Genomic DNA, 15,112 nt, shown 5'->3' with positions numbered 1-15,112 from the left:
ATCAGCTCCCGGCGTCGTAGCCGGGCAGGCCCGCGGCCCGGGCGAGTTCGAGGTCGAGTGCCTCGCGGCGGATGCGCTGGTCGACGTAGAGCAGAGCCATCACACCGGCGGAGAGCGGGTAGGTGATCGCCGAGACGATGACGTCGCCGATGCCGGAGATGATCAGGAACGGCCAGCCGAATTCGACGGATTCACCGGTGAGGAAGGCGCTCAGCGCGTGGCCGTCCACGACCGTCGCGATGATCGCGAACGGGATCGCGATGATCAGGGTCACGATGAGCGTCAGCAGCCAGGTGAGGAGCAGGATGCCGAAGGTCCGCCACCAGGCGCCCCGGACCAGCTTTGCCGAACGGCGCATCGAGACGGTGATCGACTGACGCTCGAGCATCAGCGCCGGCGATGCGAGGCAGAACCGGACCAGCAGCCAGATGATGACGACGAGGGCGGCCAGGAATCCGATGACGGCCAGGCCGACGCCTGCGACGGATCCCATCAGCGCGCCGGGCAGTACACCCACCGCCATGATGCCGCCGGCCATCAGGGTCAGCAGGAGCGTCAGGCCGAGAAGCCGAAGGAGGCGGGGCCGGGCCTCACCCCATGCTTCGGAGAGCGTCACGGAGCGACCCAGCACCGAGCGGCTGATCACCACGGTGAGCATCGACGTGGTGAAGAGTGTCGCGATCAGGGTGATGAGCGTCGAGGGTGCGGTGTAGATGACGCTGGACCGCATGGAGTCGGCGGCCTGGCGGAGCGCCTCGGAGCCGGTCGCGTTCGGGTCGACCACCGCGGGCTCCGGCAGCAGGTAGCGCTGCACAAGGATGATCGCGATCTGGGCGATCACGGAGACGGTGAGCGTGACGCCGAGGACCGTGCGCCAGTGTGCCCGCATGGTGGACACCGCACCGTCGAGGATCTCGCCGACGCCGAGCGGGCGGAGCGGGATGACACCGGGCTTGGCCGCGGGCGGCTGCTGACCCCAGGCGGATCCCTGCGGCCTGCTGCCCCAGCCGGGGGCGGGCGGCGGTGCGCCGTGGCCGGTGCCGGGGGTGCTCGGTGGGGACCACTGCCCTGGGGGCGGCTGTGTGGGAGACCAGTTCCCGGCGGGGCCGCCGCCGTCGATGCGCGCGGAAGGCCGGGGGGCGCCCGCCTCCTGGCCGTCGGAGGGGGCAGATCCGGGCGAGGCCCAGCCCGGAGTGTCGTTCATTCTCGCTCCTTCACGGTCCTGTCCGCTCATCGGGGCGGCAGGTTGGCAGCCATCGTGCCACGCGTTGCTCCGATCTGGGCGGGGTGCTTCATCTCCTTCGCACCTTCATTTGTGGGCGGCTCACCGGGCAGACTGGGCGGATGGCTGATCAGGACGCGCAATCGCCGGTGGGCACCGAGCCTTCCGCGCCTCCCTCCATCCGTTGGGGCGAGTCTCCGGAAGGCCCTGTGCTGGTGCTCCTCGACCAGACGCGGCTGCCCGCCGAGGAGGTCGGGCTGGTGTGCACGGATGTGCCCGCGCTGGTGCGGGCGATCCGGACGCTGGCCGTGCGCGGAGCGCCGTTGCTGGGTATCGCCGGGGCCTACGGGGTGGCGCTGGCCGCCGTCCGTGGCGACGACGTCGCGGAGGCCGCCGGGCTGCTGGAAGGGGCGCGGCCGACCGCCGTGAACCTCGGGTACGGGGTGCGCCGCGCGGCGGCGGTCTACGGGGCGGCGCTCGACGAGGGCGCGGAGCCGCAGCAGGCGGCCGCCGTGGCGCTGGCGGAGGCCAGGGCGCTGCACCGGGAGGATGCCGAGGCCAGTCGGCGTATGGCGCAGTACGGCCTGGCCCTCCTCGACGAACTACTGCCCGGCGGTGGACACCAGCTCCTGACGCACTGCAACTCGGGGGCGCTCGTTTCGGGCGGTGAGGGTACGGCGTTCGCGGTGGCGCTCGGGGCGCACCGGGCCGGACGGTTGCGAAGGCTCTGGGTGGACGAGACGCGTCCCTTGCTGCAGGGTTCCCGGCTGACCGCTTATGAGGCGGCGCGCAACGGGATGGCGTACAGCTTGCTCACGGACAACGCCGCGGGTTCGCTGTTCGCCGCGGGGGAGGTCGACGCGGTACTCATCGGGGCCGATCGCATCGCGGCGGACGGATCCGTGGCGAACAAGGTCGGGAGTTATCCGCTGGCAGTACTTGCGAAATACCACCATGTGCCGTTCATTGTGGTGGCACCGACCACCACCGTGGATCTGGAGACCGCGGACGGGGCGTCGATCGTTGTGGAGCAGCGCTCCGGCCGGGAAGTGACAGAGCTCACACCTCTGCGGGCCGGGTCTGCCGGGGAGACGGCGCGGCTGCTTGTGGCACCGCCGGGAACCCAGTCCTACAACCCCGCATTCGACATCACCCCGCCGGAACTGATCACGGCGATCGTCACGGAGGAGGGCGTAGTTTCCCCGGTCACAGGGGTCGGACTGGCAGAGCTGTGTGCCAGGTCATCGCAGATAACGATTAGCTAATGGGATGATGTCGATTATGAAGGGACGCGTCCTTGTCGTCGACGACGACACCGCACTGGCCGAGATGCTCGGGATTGTGCTGCGTGGTGAAGGGTTCGAGCCGTCGTTCGTAGCGGACGGCGACAAGGCACTTGCTGCGTTTCGTGAGGCAAAACCGGACCTGGTTCTGCTGGATCTCATGCTGCCCGGACGGGACGGCATCGAGGTCTGCAGGCTGATCAGGGCCGAGTCGGGTGTGCCGATCGTCATGCTCACGGCCAAGAGCGACACGGTGGATGTGGTGGTGGGCCTGGAATCCGGGGCCGACGACTACATCGTCAAGCCGTTCAAACCTAAGGAGTTGGTTGCCCGGATCAGGGCACGTCTGCGCAGGTCCGAGGAGCCGGCGCCGGAGCAGCTGGCCATCGGGGACCTGGTCATCGATGTGGCCGGTCACTCGGTGAAGCGGGACGGGCAGTCGATCGCCCTGACCCCGCTGGAGTTCGATCTGCTGGTTGCGCTCGCCCGCAAGCCGTGGCAGGTCTTCACCCGGGAGGTGCTGCTCGAGCAGGTGTGGGGATATCGCCACGCCGCCGACACCCGCCTGGTGAATGTGCACGTTCAGCGGCTGCGTTCCAAGGTCGAGAAGGACCCGGAGCGCCCGGAGATCGTGGTGACCGTCCGAGGCGTCGGTTACAAGGCCGGACCGAGCTGACATGGCCCTGGGTAGCGCTGCTCCGAAGCCCGGGGAGCCGGGAGTCCGTACGGGGCGGGCTGCCGGTTCGGGACGCGGGCCCTCGTCGTTCGGGATGTTTCTGCAGGGCGCCCGGTTGTTCCACGACCGGGCGCCCGGCGGTCCCGTGCTGCGACTGCTGATGCGCTGGGTGCGGCGTCCGCTGCTGCCCGCCGTGCGGCTGTGGCGGCGCAACCTCCAGTTGAGAGTCGTCGCGGGCACACTGCTCATGTCGCTCGGCGTGGTGCTGCTGCTGGGTCTGGTCGTCATCGGACAGGTCCGCAACGGGCTGCTCGACGCGAAGGGGCAGGCTGCCCAGACCCAGGCCGCCGGTGGTTTCGCGGCGGCCCAGGACAAGGCCAACGCTCCGCTCACCCCCCGTGGCCAGGGCGGCGACGCCGGTGACGGAGCGACCGCCAACAACTCGTGGCGGACCGAGCTCGTCGATCAGCTCGCCAGTGGCGGCAAGAACGCCTTCAACGTCGTGGCGCTCAGCGCCGACGAAGGAACCCGTGCGCCGCGCGGCTCCGGCAGTGTGGAAGCGGCCAGCATCCCGCAGAGTCTGCGGGAGGCGGTGGACAAGGGGCCGGGTGCGTTCCAGACGTACTCCCTGATCCGGTACGCGAACGGCCAGGACTCGCAGCCCGGGCTCGTCGTGGGCAAGCGCCTGTACGACATCGACCACAATCCGTACCAGCTCTACTACCTCTTCCCGCTGACGCAGGAGGAGAAGTCACTGACCCTGGTCAAGGGCACGCTGGCGACCGCGGGGCTGTTCGTGGTCGTGCTGCTCGGGGCCATCGCCTGGTTCGTGGTGAGGCAGGTCGTCACACCCGTCCGGATGGCGGCGGGGATCGCCGAGCGGCTGTCCGCCGGCCGCCTCCAGGAGCGGATGAAGGTCACCGGTGAGGACGACATCGCCCGGCTCGGTGAAGCCTTCAACAAGATGGCGCAGAACCTCCAGCTGAAGATTCAGCAGCTGGAGGAGCTCTCGCGGATGCAGCGGCGCTTCGTCTCGGATGTCTCGCACGAGCTGCGTACACCGCTGACGACCGTACGGATGGCAGCCGATGTCATCCATGAGGCGCGCGCCGACTTCGACCCCGTCACGGCCCGCTCCGCGGAGCTGCTCGGGGACCAGCTCGACCGGTTCGAGTCGCTGCTCTCCGATCTGCTGGAGATCAGCCGGTTCGACGCGGGCGCCGCGGCGCTGGAGGCCGAGCCGATAGACCTGCGGCAGGTCGTGCGGCGGGTGATCGGCGGCGCCGAGCCGCTCGCCGAGCGCAAGGGCACCCGGATCCGCGTGGTCGGCGACGAACAGCCGGTGATAGCGGAGGTCGACGCTCGGCGGGTCGAGCGTGTGCTGCGCAACCTGGTCGTCAACGCCGTCGAGCACGGTGAGGGCCGGGACGTCGTGGTGCGGATGGGGGTGGCCGGTGGAGCGGTCGCCGTCGCCGTCCGGGACTACGGAGTGGGGCTCAAGCCCGGGGAGGCGACCAGGGTCTTCAACCGGTTCTGGCGCGCCGACCCGGCACGGGCCAGGACGACCGGCGGCACCGGGCTCGGACTGTCGATCGCCGTCGAGGACGCCCGGCTGCACGGCGGCTGGCTGCAGGCGTGGGGTGAGCCGGGCGGCGGCTCGCAGTTCCGGTTGACCCTGCCGCGTACGGCGGACGAGCCGCTGCGCGGATCGCCGATACCGCTGGAGCCCGAGGACTCGCGCCGCAACCGGGAGAACCGGGAGCGGACCGCGGACGGCGTCACCACCGGGAGTGAGCACCGGCTGACGGCGGTTCCTGCCCAGCAGGCCGGCCCGGAACGGTCGCCGCTGGCCGTACCGACGCGTGCCCCCGTGGCTCCCAGGACGGGACCTGCTTCGGTGCACCCGGCGGCCTTGCCGGGCAATGGTGCGCGGGTGGTCGCCCGCCCCGCCGACGACCCGCAGGGTGCAGACATCGAATCCGCTGTGCAGACCCCGGAGCGGGAGGACACGACTCGTGGGCGCTGACCGTCGTCGGGACGGCCGTGGACGTGTGGTGGCGCTGACCGCATTGCTGGGATGCGGCGTCGTGCTGCTGTCCGCGTGCGGATCGATGCCCGTCACCGGGGATGTCAAGGCGGTCGACGCCTCGCAGCCCGGTGACTCCCAGGTGCAGGTGTACGCGGTGGCGCCGCGCGACGACGCCACTCCGAACGAGGTGGTCGACGGCTTCCTGGAGTCCATGACCAGCGATGACCCCGGCTTCCGGACCACCCGCAAGTACCTGACGAAGAAGGCGGCCGGAACCTGGAAACCGAGCGCGCTCACCACGGTGCTCTCCAAGGCGCCGAGCCGCAGCGACCGCTCGGTCCACGACAGCGGTAACAGCAGTTCGGAGCTCAGCTACACCCTGACCGGTGAGAAGGTGGCGACGGTCGACGCACAGAGCGCCTACCAGCCGGTCGCGCCCTCGGAATTCAGCCGGACCCTTCATCTGGTGAAGGAGAACGGGCCGGACGGCAAGGAGTGGCGTATCGACCTCGTGCCGGACGGTCTGCTGCTGGGTCAGTCCGACTTCAAGCGTCTCTACCGCTCCGTCAACAAGTACTACTTCGCCGCCGGACAGGTGGCAGAGCAGTCCACGCTGGTCGCCGACCCCGTCTACGTGCGCAACAGGACGGATCCCGTCACCGGGATGGACACCGTGACGCAGACGGTCCGCAGTCTCATCGAGGGCCCGACCAACTGGCTGCGGCCGGTGGTCGATTCCCGCTTCCCCACCAGTACCGCGCTGCGCCGGGGCATCACCTCGCTGGCCCCCGACGACCGCAGCATCCTGAAGGTTCCGCTGAACAAGAAGGCGGACAACGTCGGGCAGCGCTCCTGTCGCATGATGGCCTCTCAGGTGCTGTACACCGTGCGGGACCTGACGTCGGCGCGGGTCGGGCAGGTGGAGCTCCAGCGGTCCGACGGTTCGCCGTTGTGCGTGCTGGGCGCCGATCAGGCGGAGGAGTTCGCTCCGGACGGTTCGTCGGGCGGGCCCGACAGCCAGTACTTCGTCGACGCCAAGGGGCACGTCCAGCGCATTCCCGGGTCCACCAGGGGCAGCGGCGACCCGGAGCCGGTGACCGGCCCGCTGGGCGACGGACCGGTGCGGATGAGCGCGGTCGGTGTGTCCCGTGACGAGCAGGTCGCGGCGGCGGTCTCGCAGAACCATGCGGCCCTGTACGTGTCCTCCGTCGCGTCGGAGGGCGAGCTGCCCGCGCCCGCAGTGACCAGCCAGGGCAAGAAGCCCGACGACCGGCTGTCGGCGCCCAGCTGGGACGGCCGGGGCGATCTCTGGGTGGCCGACCGGGATCCGGACCACTCCCGGCTGCTGCGGCTGGCCGGTGGTGCCGGCAAGCCGTCCGAAGTGACGGTGCCGGGCCTGGACGGAGCGCGGCTGGAGGCGTTGCGGCTGTCTGCCGACGGGGTACGGATCGCGCTGCTGCTGACCGAGGACGGGCACACGACGCTGAAGATCGGCCGGATCGAGCGCCAGGGAACGGCCTCGAAGCAGGAGGTCTCCGTCGTGGAGCTGCGGCAGGCCGCGCCCCAGCTGACGGATGTGACCGCGATGTCCTGGTCGGGCCGGAGCCGTCTCGTGGTGGTCGGCAAGGAGCAGGGCGGCGTGCAGCAGGTCCGTTACGTGCAGGCGGACGGTTCGGCGCCGGCCTCGGGCGTGCTGCCCGGGGTCAACCAGGTGTCGGCGGTCGCGGCGGCGGACGACGAGCAGCTGCCGCTGATGGCGGACACCGAGGGCGACGGGATAGTGAAGCTGTCGCCGGGCGACAACTGGCAGACGGTGGTCAAGAAGGGCTCGTCGCTGGTCTACCCGGGCTGAGGGCTGTCCCGTAGGAGGTGTCCGGCCATGATGCGCCGGACATCTCCTGGAGCCGTGATCCGCCCGACGGCACCCGTCATTCTGCTCGTTCCGTGTGGGTGCCGAGTGGGTCACGGGCGAGGGCGCAGGCGTTTTCCACAGGGGTGGCCGGGCTCGTGGGCCGGGGGCACAGTGGAGATATGCGGGGGTGGTGGCGGGAGATCGCCGGACTGGTACTGCCGGTGGCCTGCGGTGGCTGCGGCAGGCCGCGGACGGAGGTGTGCGAGGACTGCCGGGCGGCGCTGTGCGGGGCGTTGCCGCGGCGGGTGCGGCCCACGCCGGAGCCGGCCGGACTGCCGGTGGTGCATGCGGCCGCAGCGTACGAGAACGCGGTACGGGCGGTGCTCCTGGCACACAAGGAACGTGGCGCACTTCCCCTCTCCAGAGTGCTCGGCAGGGCGCTGGCAGGTGCCGTACGGGCCGGGACGGGGCAGATGGACGGTCCTGGACCCCTGCTGCTCGTGCCCGTGCCTTCCGCGCGCCGGGCGGTGGCCGCGCGTGGGCATGATCCGGCGCGCCGGATCGCGCTGGCCGCGGCTGGGGAGTTGCGGCGCGGCGGAATGCCGGCCCGGGTGGTGACGGTGCTGCGGCAAAGGCGCCCGGTGGCCGATCAGTCGGGACTCGGCGCCCGGCAGCGCCGGGCGAATCTGGCGGGCGCGCTGGAGGTGGTGGCCGGCGGTGAGCGGCTGCTTGCGGCCGAACGGGTAGTGCTTGTGGACGACCTCCTGACGACCGGGGCGACGCTGACCGAGGCGGCACGGGCGGTCGATGCCGCGGGCGGGCGCGGAGGATCGCTTTCCGGAGTGCGGCAGGCGGCCGTTGTGGCAGCGTCCCCGTCCGCCTTCGAAATAAACCGGAACCGCAGGTGAACTTGCATCATTGCAGGTAGTGAGTAGGTAAAAGACCCTGAACGGAGGTACGTGCGAGTAGCGGGTGCCGACATCAGGCCGAGCAGGCTATGTTCGGTTGTGAGGAATGGTGAATGCCACACCTCGACGAGTGCACCACCAGCTTTCGGGCAGGTAACTCACCGGTAGTCCAGACGTTCAGAAGTTCGGTGGGGTGGAGTCCTCCCCAACGGGGGAGGAGGAGGTGGAAGTCACCGAGTCCGCGGCTCCGGCGACCACCGGGGCCTGGTGCAAAAGGGAGATGCTCCGCCGCTGAGCGGAGCGATCCGGGAACGGAGTTCTGCGTGGACATCGTCGTCAAGGGCCGCAAGACCGAGGTGCCCGAGCGGTTCCGCAAGCACGTGGCCGAAAAGCTGAAGCTGGACAAGATCCAGAAGTTCGACGGCAAGGTGATCAGCCTCGACGTCGAGGTGTCCAAGGAGCCAAACCCCCGTCAGGCAGACCGTTCCGACCGGGTGGAGATCACGCTCCGCTCGCGTGGACCGGTCATCCGTGCCGAAGCAGCCGCCGGTGATCCGTACGCAGCGCTGGACCTGGCCACCGGCAAGCTGGAGGCGCGGCTGCGCAAGCAGCACGACAAGCGCTACAGCCGCCGTGGCAACGGCAGGATTCCCGCTGCCGAAGTCGCCGAGACCGTGCCGGGCACCGCGGCCTTCAACAGCGAAGGCGCCCTGGCCGGCGAAGGCGCCGGCCCGTCCGTACCCACCACCAGGATCGGCTCGCTCGAGGTACAGGGCGAAGGGCCGCTGGTGATGCGCGAGAAGACGCACGTGGCGGCACCGATGACGCTCGACCAGGCGCTCTACGAGATGGAGCTGGTCGGGCACGACTTCTATCTGTTCGTCGACTCCGAGACGAAGGAACCCAGTGTCGTCTACCGACGCCACGCCTACGACTACGGTGTCATTCACCTGAGGACCGACCCGCTGGCCGCTGACGAGGCGGGTGGCGCGGGCGGTGCGCTCGGCGGCTGACGCCCCGCACGGTGGTGCCCCTGGGGTGTAATTCGCGCCAGGGGCACCACCGTGCGACCACAGGACCACCGCTGCGACGTCCGGGCATGAAAGCATGGCGTCCCAAGCCAATCGGTGCTCTGTGAAATGCCGTTGGCGGAGAGTTTGCGAACTTCAGGCCATGGCCTTCAGGGGGAGGAACGATGGCGGACACCTTCGGGCCCGTATGCGGTGCGAGCAACGGAGACGAAGCGGCCGGTGCCGATACCGGCACGGACGCGGACAGTGGTTCCCGCAAGGAGCCGATCCGCGTTCTGGTGGTGGACGACCACGCGCTCTTCCGCAGAGGCCTGGAGATCGTCCTCGCCCAGGAGGAGGACATCCAGGTCGTCGGTGAGGCGGGTGACGGGGCCGAGGCGGTCGACAAGGCGGCCGACCTGCTGCCCGACATCGTGCTGATGGATGTGCGCATGCCCAAGCGGGGCGGCATCGAGGCCTGCACGTCCATCAAGGAGGTGGCCCCCAGCGCGAAGATCATCATGCTGACGATCAGCGACGAGGAGGCCGACCTCTACGACGCGATCAAGGCGGGCGCCACCGGCTATCTCCTCAAGGAGATCTCCACGGACGAGGTGGCCACGGCGATCCGGGCGGTCGCCGACGGGCAGTCCCAGATCAGCCCGTCCATGGCATCCAAATTGCTCACCGAGTTCAAGTCGATGATCCAGCGGACCGACGAGCGCCGACTGGTGCCGGCGCCGCGGCTCACCGACCGGGAGCTGGAAGTCCTCAAACTGGTTGCCACAGGCATGAACAATCGCGATATCGCGAAGGAACTGTTCATTTCCGAGAACACCGTGAAGAACCACGTCCGCAACATTCTGGAGAAGCTGCAGTTGCACTCCCGGATGGAAGCGGTGGTCTATGCCATGCGGGAGAAGATCCTCGAGATCAGGTAGAGCCACGGCAGGTAAAGAGATGGCATGGTCAACGGAGCGCCCGGGCGATTTCCCGGGTGAGTGGCTCGCGCAGCTCCGGTGCGTCGACCCGTTCCAGCCGTACGTCCGTGCAGCCGACCCAGGACGCCGCCTCCACCAGGGCCTCGGCCATCGGCTCCACGGCCTTGTGGCCCGCCAGGGACACCTGCCGGGCGACCAGCGTGGTGCCCTCGCGCGCCGGGTCGACCCGGCCCTGCAGCTTGCCGCCCGCCAGCAGGGGCATCGCGAAATAGCCGTGGATCCGCTTGGGCTTGGGGACGTACGCCTCCAGGCGGTGCGTGAAGCCGAAGATCCGCTCCGTCCGCGCCCGCTCCCAGATCAGCGAGTCGAACGGCGACAGCAGCGTCGTGCGGTGCCGTCCGCGAGGTTCCGAGGCCAGCGCCGCCGGGTCGGCCCAGGCCGGCTTGGCCCAGCCCTCCACCGTCACCGGCACCAGACCTGAATCCGCCACCACCGCGTCGAACTGCTCGCCCTTCAGCCGGTGGTAGTCCGCGATGTCCGCGCGGGTTCCGACCCCCAGGGACTGTCCCGCGAGTGCGACCAGCCGGCGCAGGCACTCGGTGTCGTCCAGATCGTCGTGCAGTACGGCGTCGGGCAGGGCGCGCTCCGCGAGGTCGTACACCCGCTTCCAGCCGCGTCGCTCCGTGCACACCACCTCGCCGTACATCAGGGCCCGCTCGACGGCGACCTTCGACGCCGACCAGTCCCACCACTCCCCACCGTTCTTCGCGCCGCCCAGCTCCGTCGCCGTCAGCGGGCCCTCGGCGCGCAGCTGCTTGATCACCGCGTCGTAGGCCCCGTCCGGCAGGTCGTGGTACCAGTGCGGGCGCGAGCGGTAGGCGCGGCGGCGGAACGCGAAGTGCGGCCACTCCTCGACCGGCAGGATGCATGCCGCATGCGACCAGTACTCGAAGCTGCGGCCCGCCGACCAGTACGCGTCCTCGACCGTGCGCCGGCCGACGGCGCCGAGGCGCGCGTACGGAATCAGTTCGTGCGAGCGGGCCAGCACCGAGATGGTGTCGAGCTGTACGGCGCCGAGGTGCCGCAGCACGCCCGGCACCCCGGCCCGGCGGTCCGGCGCGCCGAGGAAACCCTGGGCGCGCAGAGCCATCCTGCGGGCCTGATCGGCGGAGAGTTCGGCGGCGGGGGGCGGCACTGGCGTCATGTTCTGCACCCTAGAGGGCGGCACTGACAACCGTTCACGGAGCGGTGGACGCCCCGTGGAGCCCCGTGGGGAGACCGGTGGACGGGCTGGTTGCGGGGGCGGACGGTGCCGCGACCGGGAGATACGGATGGGCGCCCGGCAGGCCCAGGTCGGACGGAAGCAGTGCGCCGATCCAGGTGTCCCGTCGCACCCCCTTGTTCAGCAGCCCCGACCGCTGGTCGCCCTCCATGTGGAAGCCCGTCCGCAGCGCCACGGCCCGGGAGGGTTCGTTGCCCGCCTCGGCCCGCCACTCCAGTCTGTCCGCCCCGAGCGAGGTGAAGGTCCAGTGGGCCGCGGCCAGCACCGCCTCCGTCATGTAGCCGAGACCGCGGTGTTCCTTCGCGGTCCAGAACCCCACCTCGTACGTGCCCGGCAGGTTGCGGCGGTTGATGCCGAGCGCGCCTGTGACAGCTCCGTCCTCGCGCCGGACGACCGCGAAGTTGTACATCGAGTCGTCCTGCCAGCCGCCGGGACACAGCTTCCGGGTGAAGAGTTCCGCGTCGGCATGGGTTTACGGGGAGGGGACGACCGTCCAGCGTTGGATGTCCGGGTCCTGACAGGCGGCGTACACCTCGTCCGCGTCGCCCTCGTGAAAGGGCCGCAGCAGGAGACGCTCGGTGGTGAGAGTGATCGGTTCCATGTACGGATTCTGGTGAGGCACCGACGACGATGCGAACACTTTTCGGGGTTTCCGGCACCTTCGGAGCCCTTCGGCCGTTGACTCTGCAGGGCACAGCGGGGGCAACGCGGCGGCAGCCCTCCCGGCGCGGCGGGGTCCTCGCTTACGATGACCGTTGCGGTGGGGCCTACCTGCCGTGCCCGCGCCAGCGTCCATAACACGACCCAGTGCCAGGCCCGACCGGCAAGGAGACCAGCCTCAGTGTCCGTCTTCAACAAGCTCATGCGTGCAGGCGAAGGCAAGATCCTGCGCAAACTGCACCGCATCGCGGACCAGGTCAGCTCCATCGAAGAGGACTTCGTCAACCTCTCCGACGCCGAGCTGCGGGCGCTCACCGACGAGTACAAGGAACGGTACGCGGACGGCGAGAGCCTGGATGACCTGCTCCCCGAGGCATTCGCAACGGTCCGAGAAGCCGCGAAGCGTGTCCTCGGACAGCGCCACTACGACGTCCAGATGATGGGCGGTGCGGCTCTGCACCTCGGCTATGTGGCCGAGATGAAGACCGGTGAGGGCAAGACCCTCGTCGGCACCCTGCCCGCCTATCTCAACGCGCTCTCCGGCAAGGGCGTGCACCTGATCACGGTCAACGACTATCTGGCCGAGCGCGACTCCGAAATGATGGGCCGGGTTCACAAGTTCCTGGGCCTGACCGTCGGCTGCATCCTCGCGAACATGACGCCGGCACAACGCCGTGAGCAGTACGCCTGCGACATCACGTACGGCACGAACAACGAGTTCGGCTTCGACTACCTCCGCGACAACATGGCGTGGTCCGCGGACGAGCTCGTCCAGCGCGGCCACAACTTCGCCGTGGTCGACGAGGTCGACTCGATCCTCGTCGACGAGGCCCGTACGCCGCTGATCATCTCCGGCCCGGCCGACCAGGCCACCAAGTGGTACGGCGACTTCGCCAAGCTGGTCACCCGCCTGACCAAGGGCGAGGCGGGCAACCCGCTCAAGGGCATCGAGGAGACCGGCGACTACGAGGTCGACGAGAAGAAGCGGACCGTGGCCATCCATGAGCCCGGTGTCGCGAAGGTGGAGGACTGGCTCGGCATCGAGAACCTCTACGAGTCGGTGAACACCCCCCTCGTCGGGTACCTCAACAACGCCATCAAGGCCAAGGAACTCTTCAAGAAGGACAAGGACTACGTCGTCATCGACGGCGAAGTCATGATCGTCGACGAGCACACCGGCCGTATCCTCGCCGGCCGCCGCTACAACGAGGGCATGCACCAGGCCATCGAGGCGAAGGAAGGGGTGGACATCAAGGACGAGAACCAGACCCTCGCCACGATCACCCTGCAGAACTTCTTCCGCCTCTACGGCAAGCTGTCCGGCATGACCGGTACGGCGATGACCGAGGCCGCCGAGTTCCACCAGATCTACAAGCTGGGCGTCGTGCCGATCCCGACGAACCGGCCGATGGTCCGCGTCGACCAGTCCGACCTGATCTACCGCACCGAGGTCGCGAAGTTCGCCGCGGTCGTCGACGACATCGCCGAGAAGCACGAGAAGGGCCAGCCGATCCTGGTCGGCACCACCTCGGTCGAGAAGTCCGAGTACCTCTCGCAGCAGCTCTCCAAGCGCGGTGTCCAGCACGAGGTCCTCAACGCCAAGCAGCACGACCGTGAGGCGACGATCGTCGCCCAGGCCGGCCGCAAGGGCGCGGTCACGGTCGCGACGAACATGGCCGGCCGCGGTACGGACATCAAGCTCGGCGGCAACCCCGACGACCTCGCCGAGGCGGAGCTGCGCCAGCGCGGTCTCGACCCGGTCGAGCACGTCGAGGAGTGGGCGGCCGCGCTGCCCGCCGCGCTGGCGAAGGCCGAACAGGCCGTGAAGGCGGAGTTCGAAGAGGTCAAGGACCTCGGCGGGCTGTACGTGCTCGGTACCGAACGGCACGAGTCGCGGCGCATCGACAACCAGCTGCGCGGTCGTTCCGGCCGCCAAGGCGACCCGGGCGAGTCCCGCTTCTACCTGTCACTCGGCGACGACCTGATGCGGCTGTTCAAGGCGCAGATGGTCGAGCGCGTCATGTCGATGGCGAACGTGCCGGACGATGTGCCGATCGAGAACAAGATGGTGACGCGGGCGATCGCGTCCGCGCAGTCGCAGGTCGAGCAGCAGAACTTCGAGACGCGCAAGAACGTCCTGAAGTACGACGAGGTGCTCAACCGGCAGCGCGAGGTCATCTACGGCGAGCGCCGTCGCGTCCTGGAGGGCGAGGACCTGCAGGAGCAGATCCGCCACTTCATGGACGACACCATCGACGACTACATCCGGCAGGAGACCTCCGAGGGCTTCGCCGAGGAGTGGGACCTCGACCGGCTGTGGGGCGCGTTCAAGCAGCTCTACCCGGTGAAGGTCACCGTCGACGAGCTGGAGGACGCGGCCGGGGACCGGGCGGGCATCACCGCCGAGTTCATCGGTGAGTCCATCAAGGACGACATCCACGAGCAGTACGACGAGCGCGAGAAGCAGCTCGGCTCGGACATCATGCGTGAGCTGGAGCGGCGTGTGGTGCTGTCCGTCCTGGACCGCAAGTGGCGTGAGCACCTCTACGAGATGGACTACCTCCAGGAGGGCATCGGCCTGCGGGCCATGGCGCAGAAGGACCCGCTGGTCGAGTACCAGCGCGAGGGCTTCGACATGTTCAACGCCATGATGGAGGGCATCAAGGAGGAGTCCGTCGGCTACCTGTTCAACCTGGAGGTCCAGGTCGAGCAGCAGGTCGAGGAGGTTCCGGTGCAGGACGCGGCCGAGCGGACGTCGCTGTCCAAGGAGGACGCCGCGGTGCCGGCCGGGGCGCGTCCGGAGATCCGCGCCAAGGGGCTGGACGCTCCGCAGCGTCCCGACCGTCTGCACTTCTCCGCTCCCACCGTGGACGGGGAGGGCGGCGTCGTCGAGGGCGACTTCTCCAACGGTGACGGTGGAGTGACGTCCGAGTCGGACGGGCTCACCCGGGCGGAGCGGCGCAGGGCGCAGAAGAGCGGGGGCGGTGGCCGCCGCCGCAAGAAGTAGGCGCGGTCGGCGGTCTGCGCCCCGGAACTTCTGGGCGTGGATCCGTGTTGAGTGCGGCTGGGGCCGGGCACCGAGGGGTGCTCGGCCCCAGCCGCGTCTGTACGGGGCGGGGCGGGTGCCGGTGCGCCTGGTCGGCGCCGTCGTCGATCTCCCCTGCGGGCCTCACGGCGTGGGGCCCCTCGCACGGGCTTGATCCGATGGCCCGTGCGGGTCTGCCGCGGGTGGCGGAGGGCGGTGGCCTG

The 15,112-nt window shown here is 69.4% G+C and carries 10 protein-coding genes and 1 pseudogene; 8 read left to right on the top strand and 3 right to left on the bottom strand.

What is annotated here, in order from left to right:
* Position 1: 1 nt before the first annotated feature.
* A complete protein-coding gene (locus tag LRD69_RS11660; RefSeq protein ID WP_277326507.1) occupies positions 2–1,204 on the bottom strand; it encodes a glycerophosphoryl diester phosphodiesterase membrane domain-containing protein in 1,203 nt (400 codons plus the stop codon).
* Between the two features lie 140 nt (positions 1,205–1,344).
* On the opposite strand from LRD69_RS11660, the gene mtnA reads away from it, so the two are divergent.
* The 7 genes from mtnA (at position 1,345) to LRD69_RS11625 (ending at position 9,921) form a co-directional block, all read left to right on the top strand.
* Positions 1,345–2,487, top strand: a complete 1,143-nt coding sequence (gene mtnA, locus LRD69_RS11655) for an S-methyl-5-thioribose-1-phosphate isomerase (protein ID WP_277326505.1) — start codon at positions 1,345–1,347, stop codon at positions 2,485–2,487.
* A 4-nt stretch (positions 2,488–2,491) separates the two neighbouring features.
* Positions 2,492–3,181, top strand: coding sequence for an MtrAB system response regulator MtrA (gene mtrA / locus LRD69_RS11650; RefSeq protein WP_205375139.1), 690 nt, complete (start codon positions 2,492–2,494; stop codon positions 3,179–3,181).
* 1 nt (position 3,182) lies between these two features.
* Positions 3,183–5,207, top strand: a complete 2,025-nt coding sequence (gene mtrB, locus LRD69_RS11645; protein WP_277326504.1) for an MtrAB system histidine kinase MtrB — start codon at positions 3,183–3,185, stop codon at positions 5,205–5,207.
* Complete coding sequence (locus LRD69_RS11640) at positions 5,197–7,062, top strand: LpqB family beta-propeller domain-containing protein (RefSeq protein ID WP_277326503.1); 1,866 nt, start codon at positions 5,197–5,199, stop codon at positions 7,060–7,062. The genes mtrB and LRD69_RS11640 overlap by 11 nt, the downstream gene beginning before the upstream one ends.
* Before the next feature lie 179 nt (positions 7,063–7,241).
* On the top strand, positions 7,242–7,970 hold the full coding sequence (locus LRD69_RS11635; protein WP_277326502.1) for a phosphoribosyltransferase family protein: 729 nt from the start codon (positions 7,242–7,244) through the stop codon (positions 7,968–7,970).
* Positions 7,971–8,293: 323 nt separating this feature from the next.
* Positions 8,294–8,983 carry a ribosome-associated translation inhibitor RaiA gene (raiA, locus tag LRD69_RS11630; protein WP_277326501.1) on the top strand — a complete coding sequence of 230 codons (690 nt, stop codon included), beginning with the start codon at positions 8,294–8,296 and terminating at the stop codon, positions 8,981–8,983.
* A gap of 182 nt (positions 8,984–9,165) precedes the next feature.
* Entirely contained in the window at positions 9,166–9,921 is a 756-nt protein-coding gene (locus LRD69_RS11625) for a response regulator transcription factor (protein WP_277326500.1), read from the top strand.
* Between the two features lie 28 nt (positions 9,922–9,949).
* Here LRD69_RS11625 and LRD69_RS11620 read toward each other — a convergent pair whose 3' ends face one another.
* Complete coding sequence (locus tag LRD69_RS11620; RefSeq protein WP_277326499.1) at positions 9,950–11,125, bottom strand: crosslink repair DNA glycosylase YcaQ family protein; 1,176 nt, start codon at positions 11,123–11,125, stop codon at positions 9,950–9,952.
* Between the two features lie 34 nt (positions 11,126–11,159).
* Positions 11,160–11,804, bottom strand: a pseudogene (locus LRD69_RS11615) (GNAT family N-acetyltransferase).
* 240 nt (positions 11,805–12,044) lie between these two features.
* Here LRD69_RS11615 and secA point away from each other — a divergent pair.
* Positions 12,045–14,870, top strand: a complete 2,826-nt coding sequence (gene secA / locus LRD69_RS11610; protein WP_277326498.1) for a preprotein translocase subunit SecA — start codon at positions 12,045–12,047, stop codon at positions 14,868–14,870.
* Positions 14,871–15,112 lie beyond the last annotated feature (242 nt).

Origin of the sequence: Streptomyces sp. JH14 (genome assembly GCF_029428675.1) — a bacterium.
Classification (GTDB): Bacteria; Actinomycetota; Actinomycetes; order Streptomycetales; family Streptomycetaceae; genus Streptomyces.
Note: the sequence above shows the minus strand (reverse complement) of the source record. Positions and strands in the feature narration are given on the sequence as shown.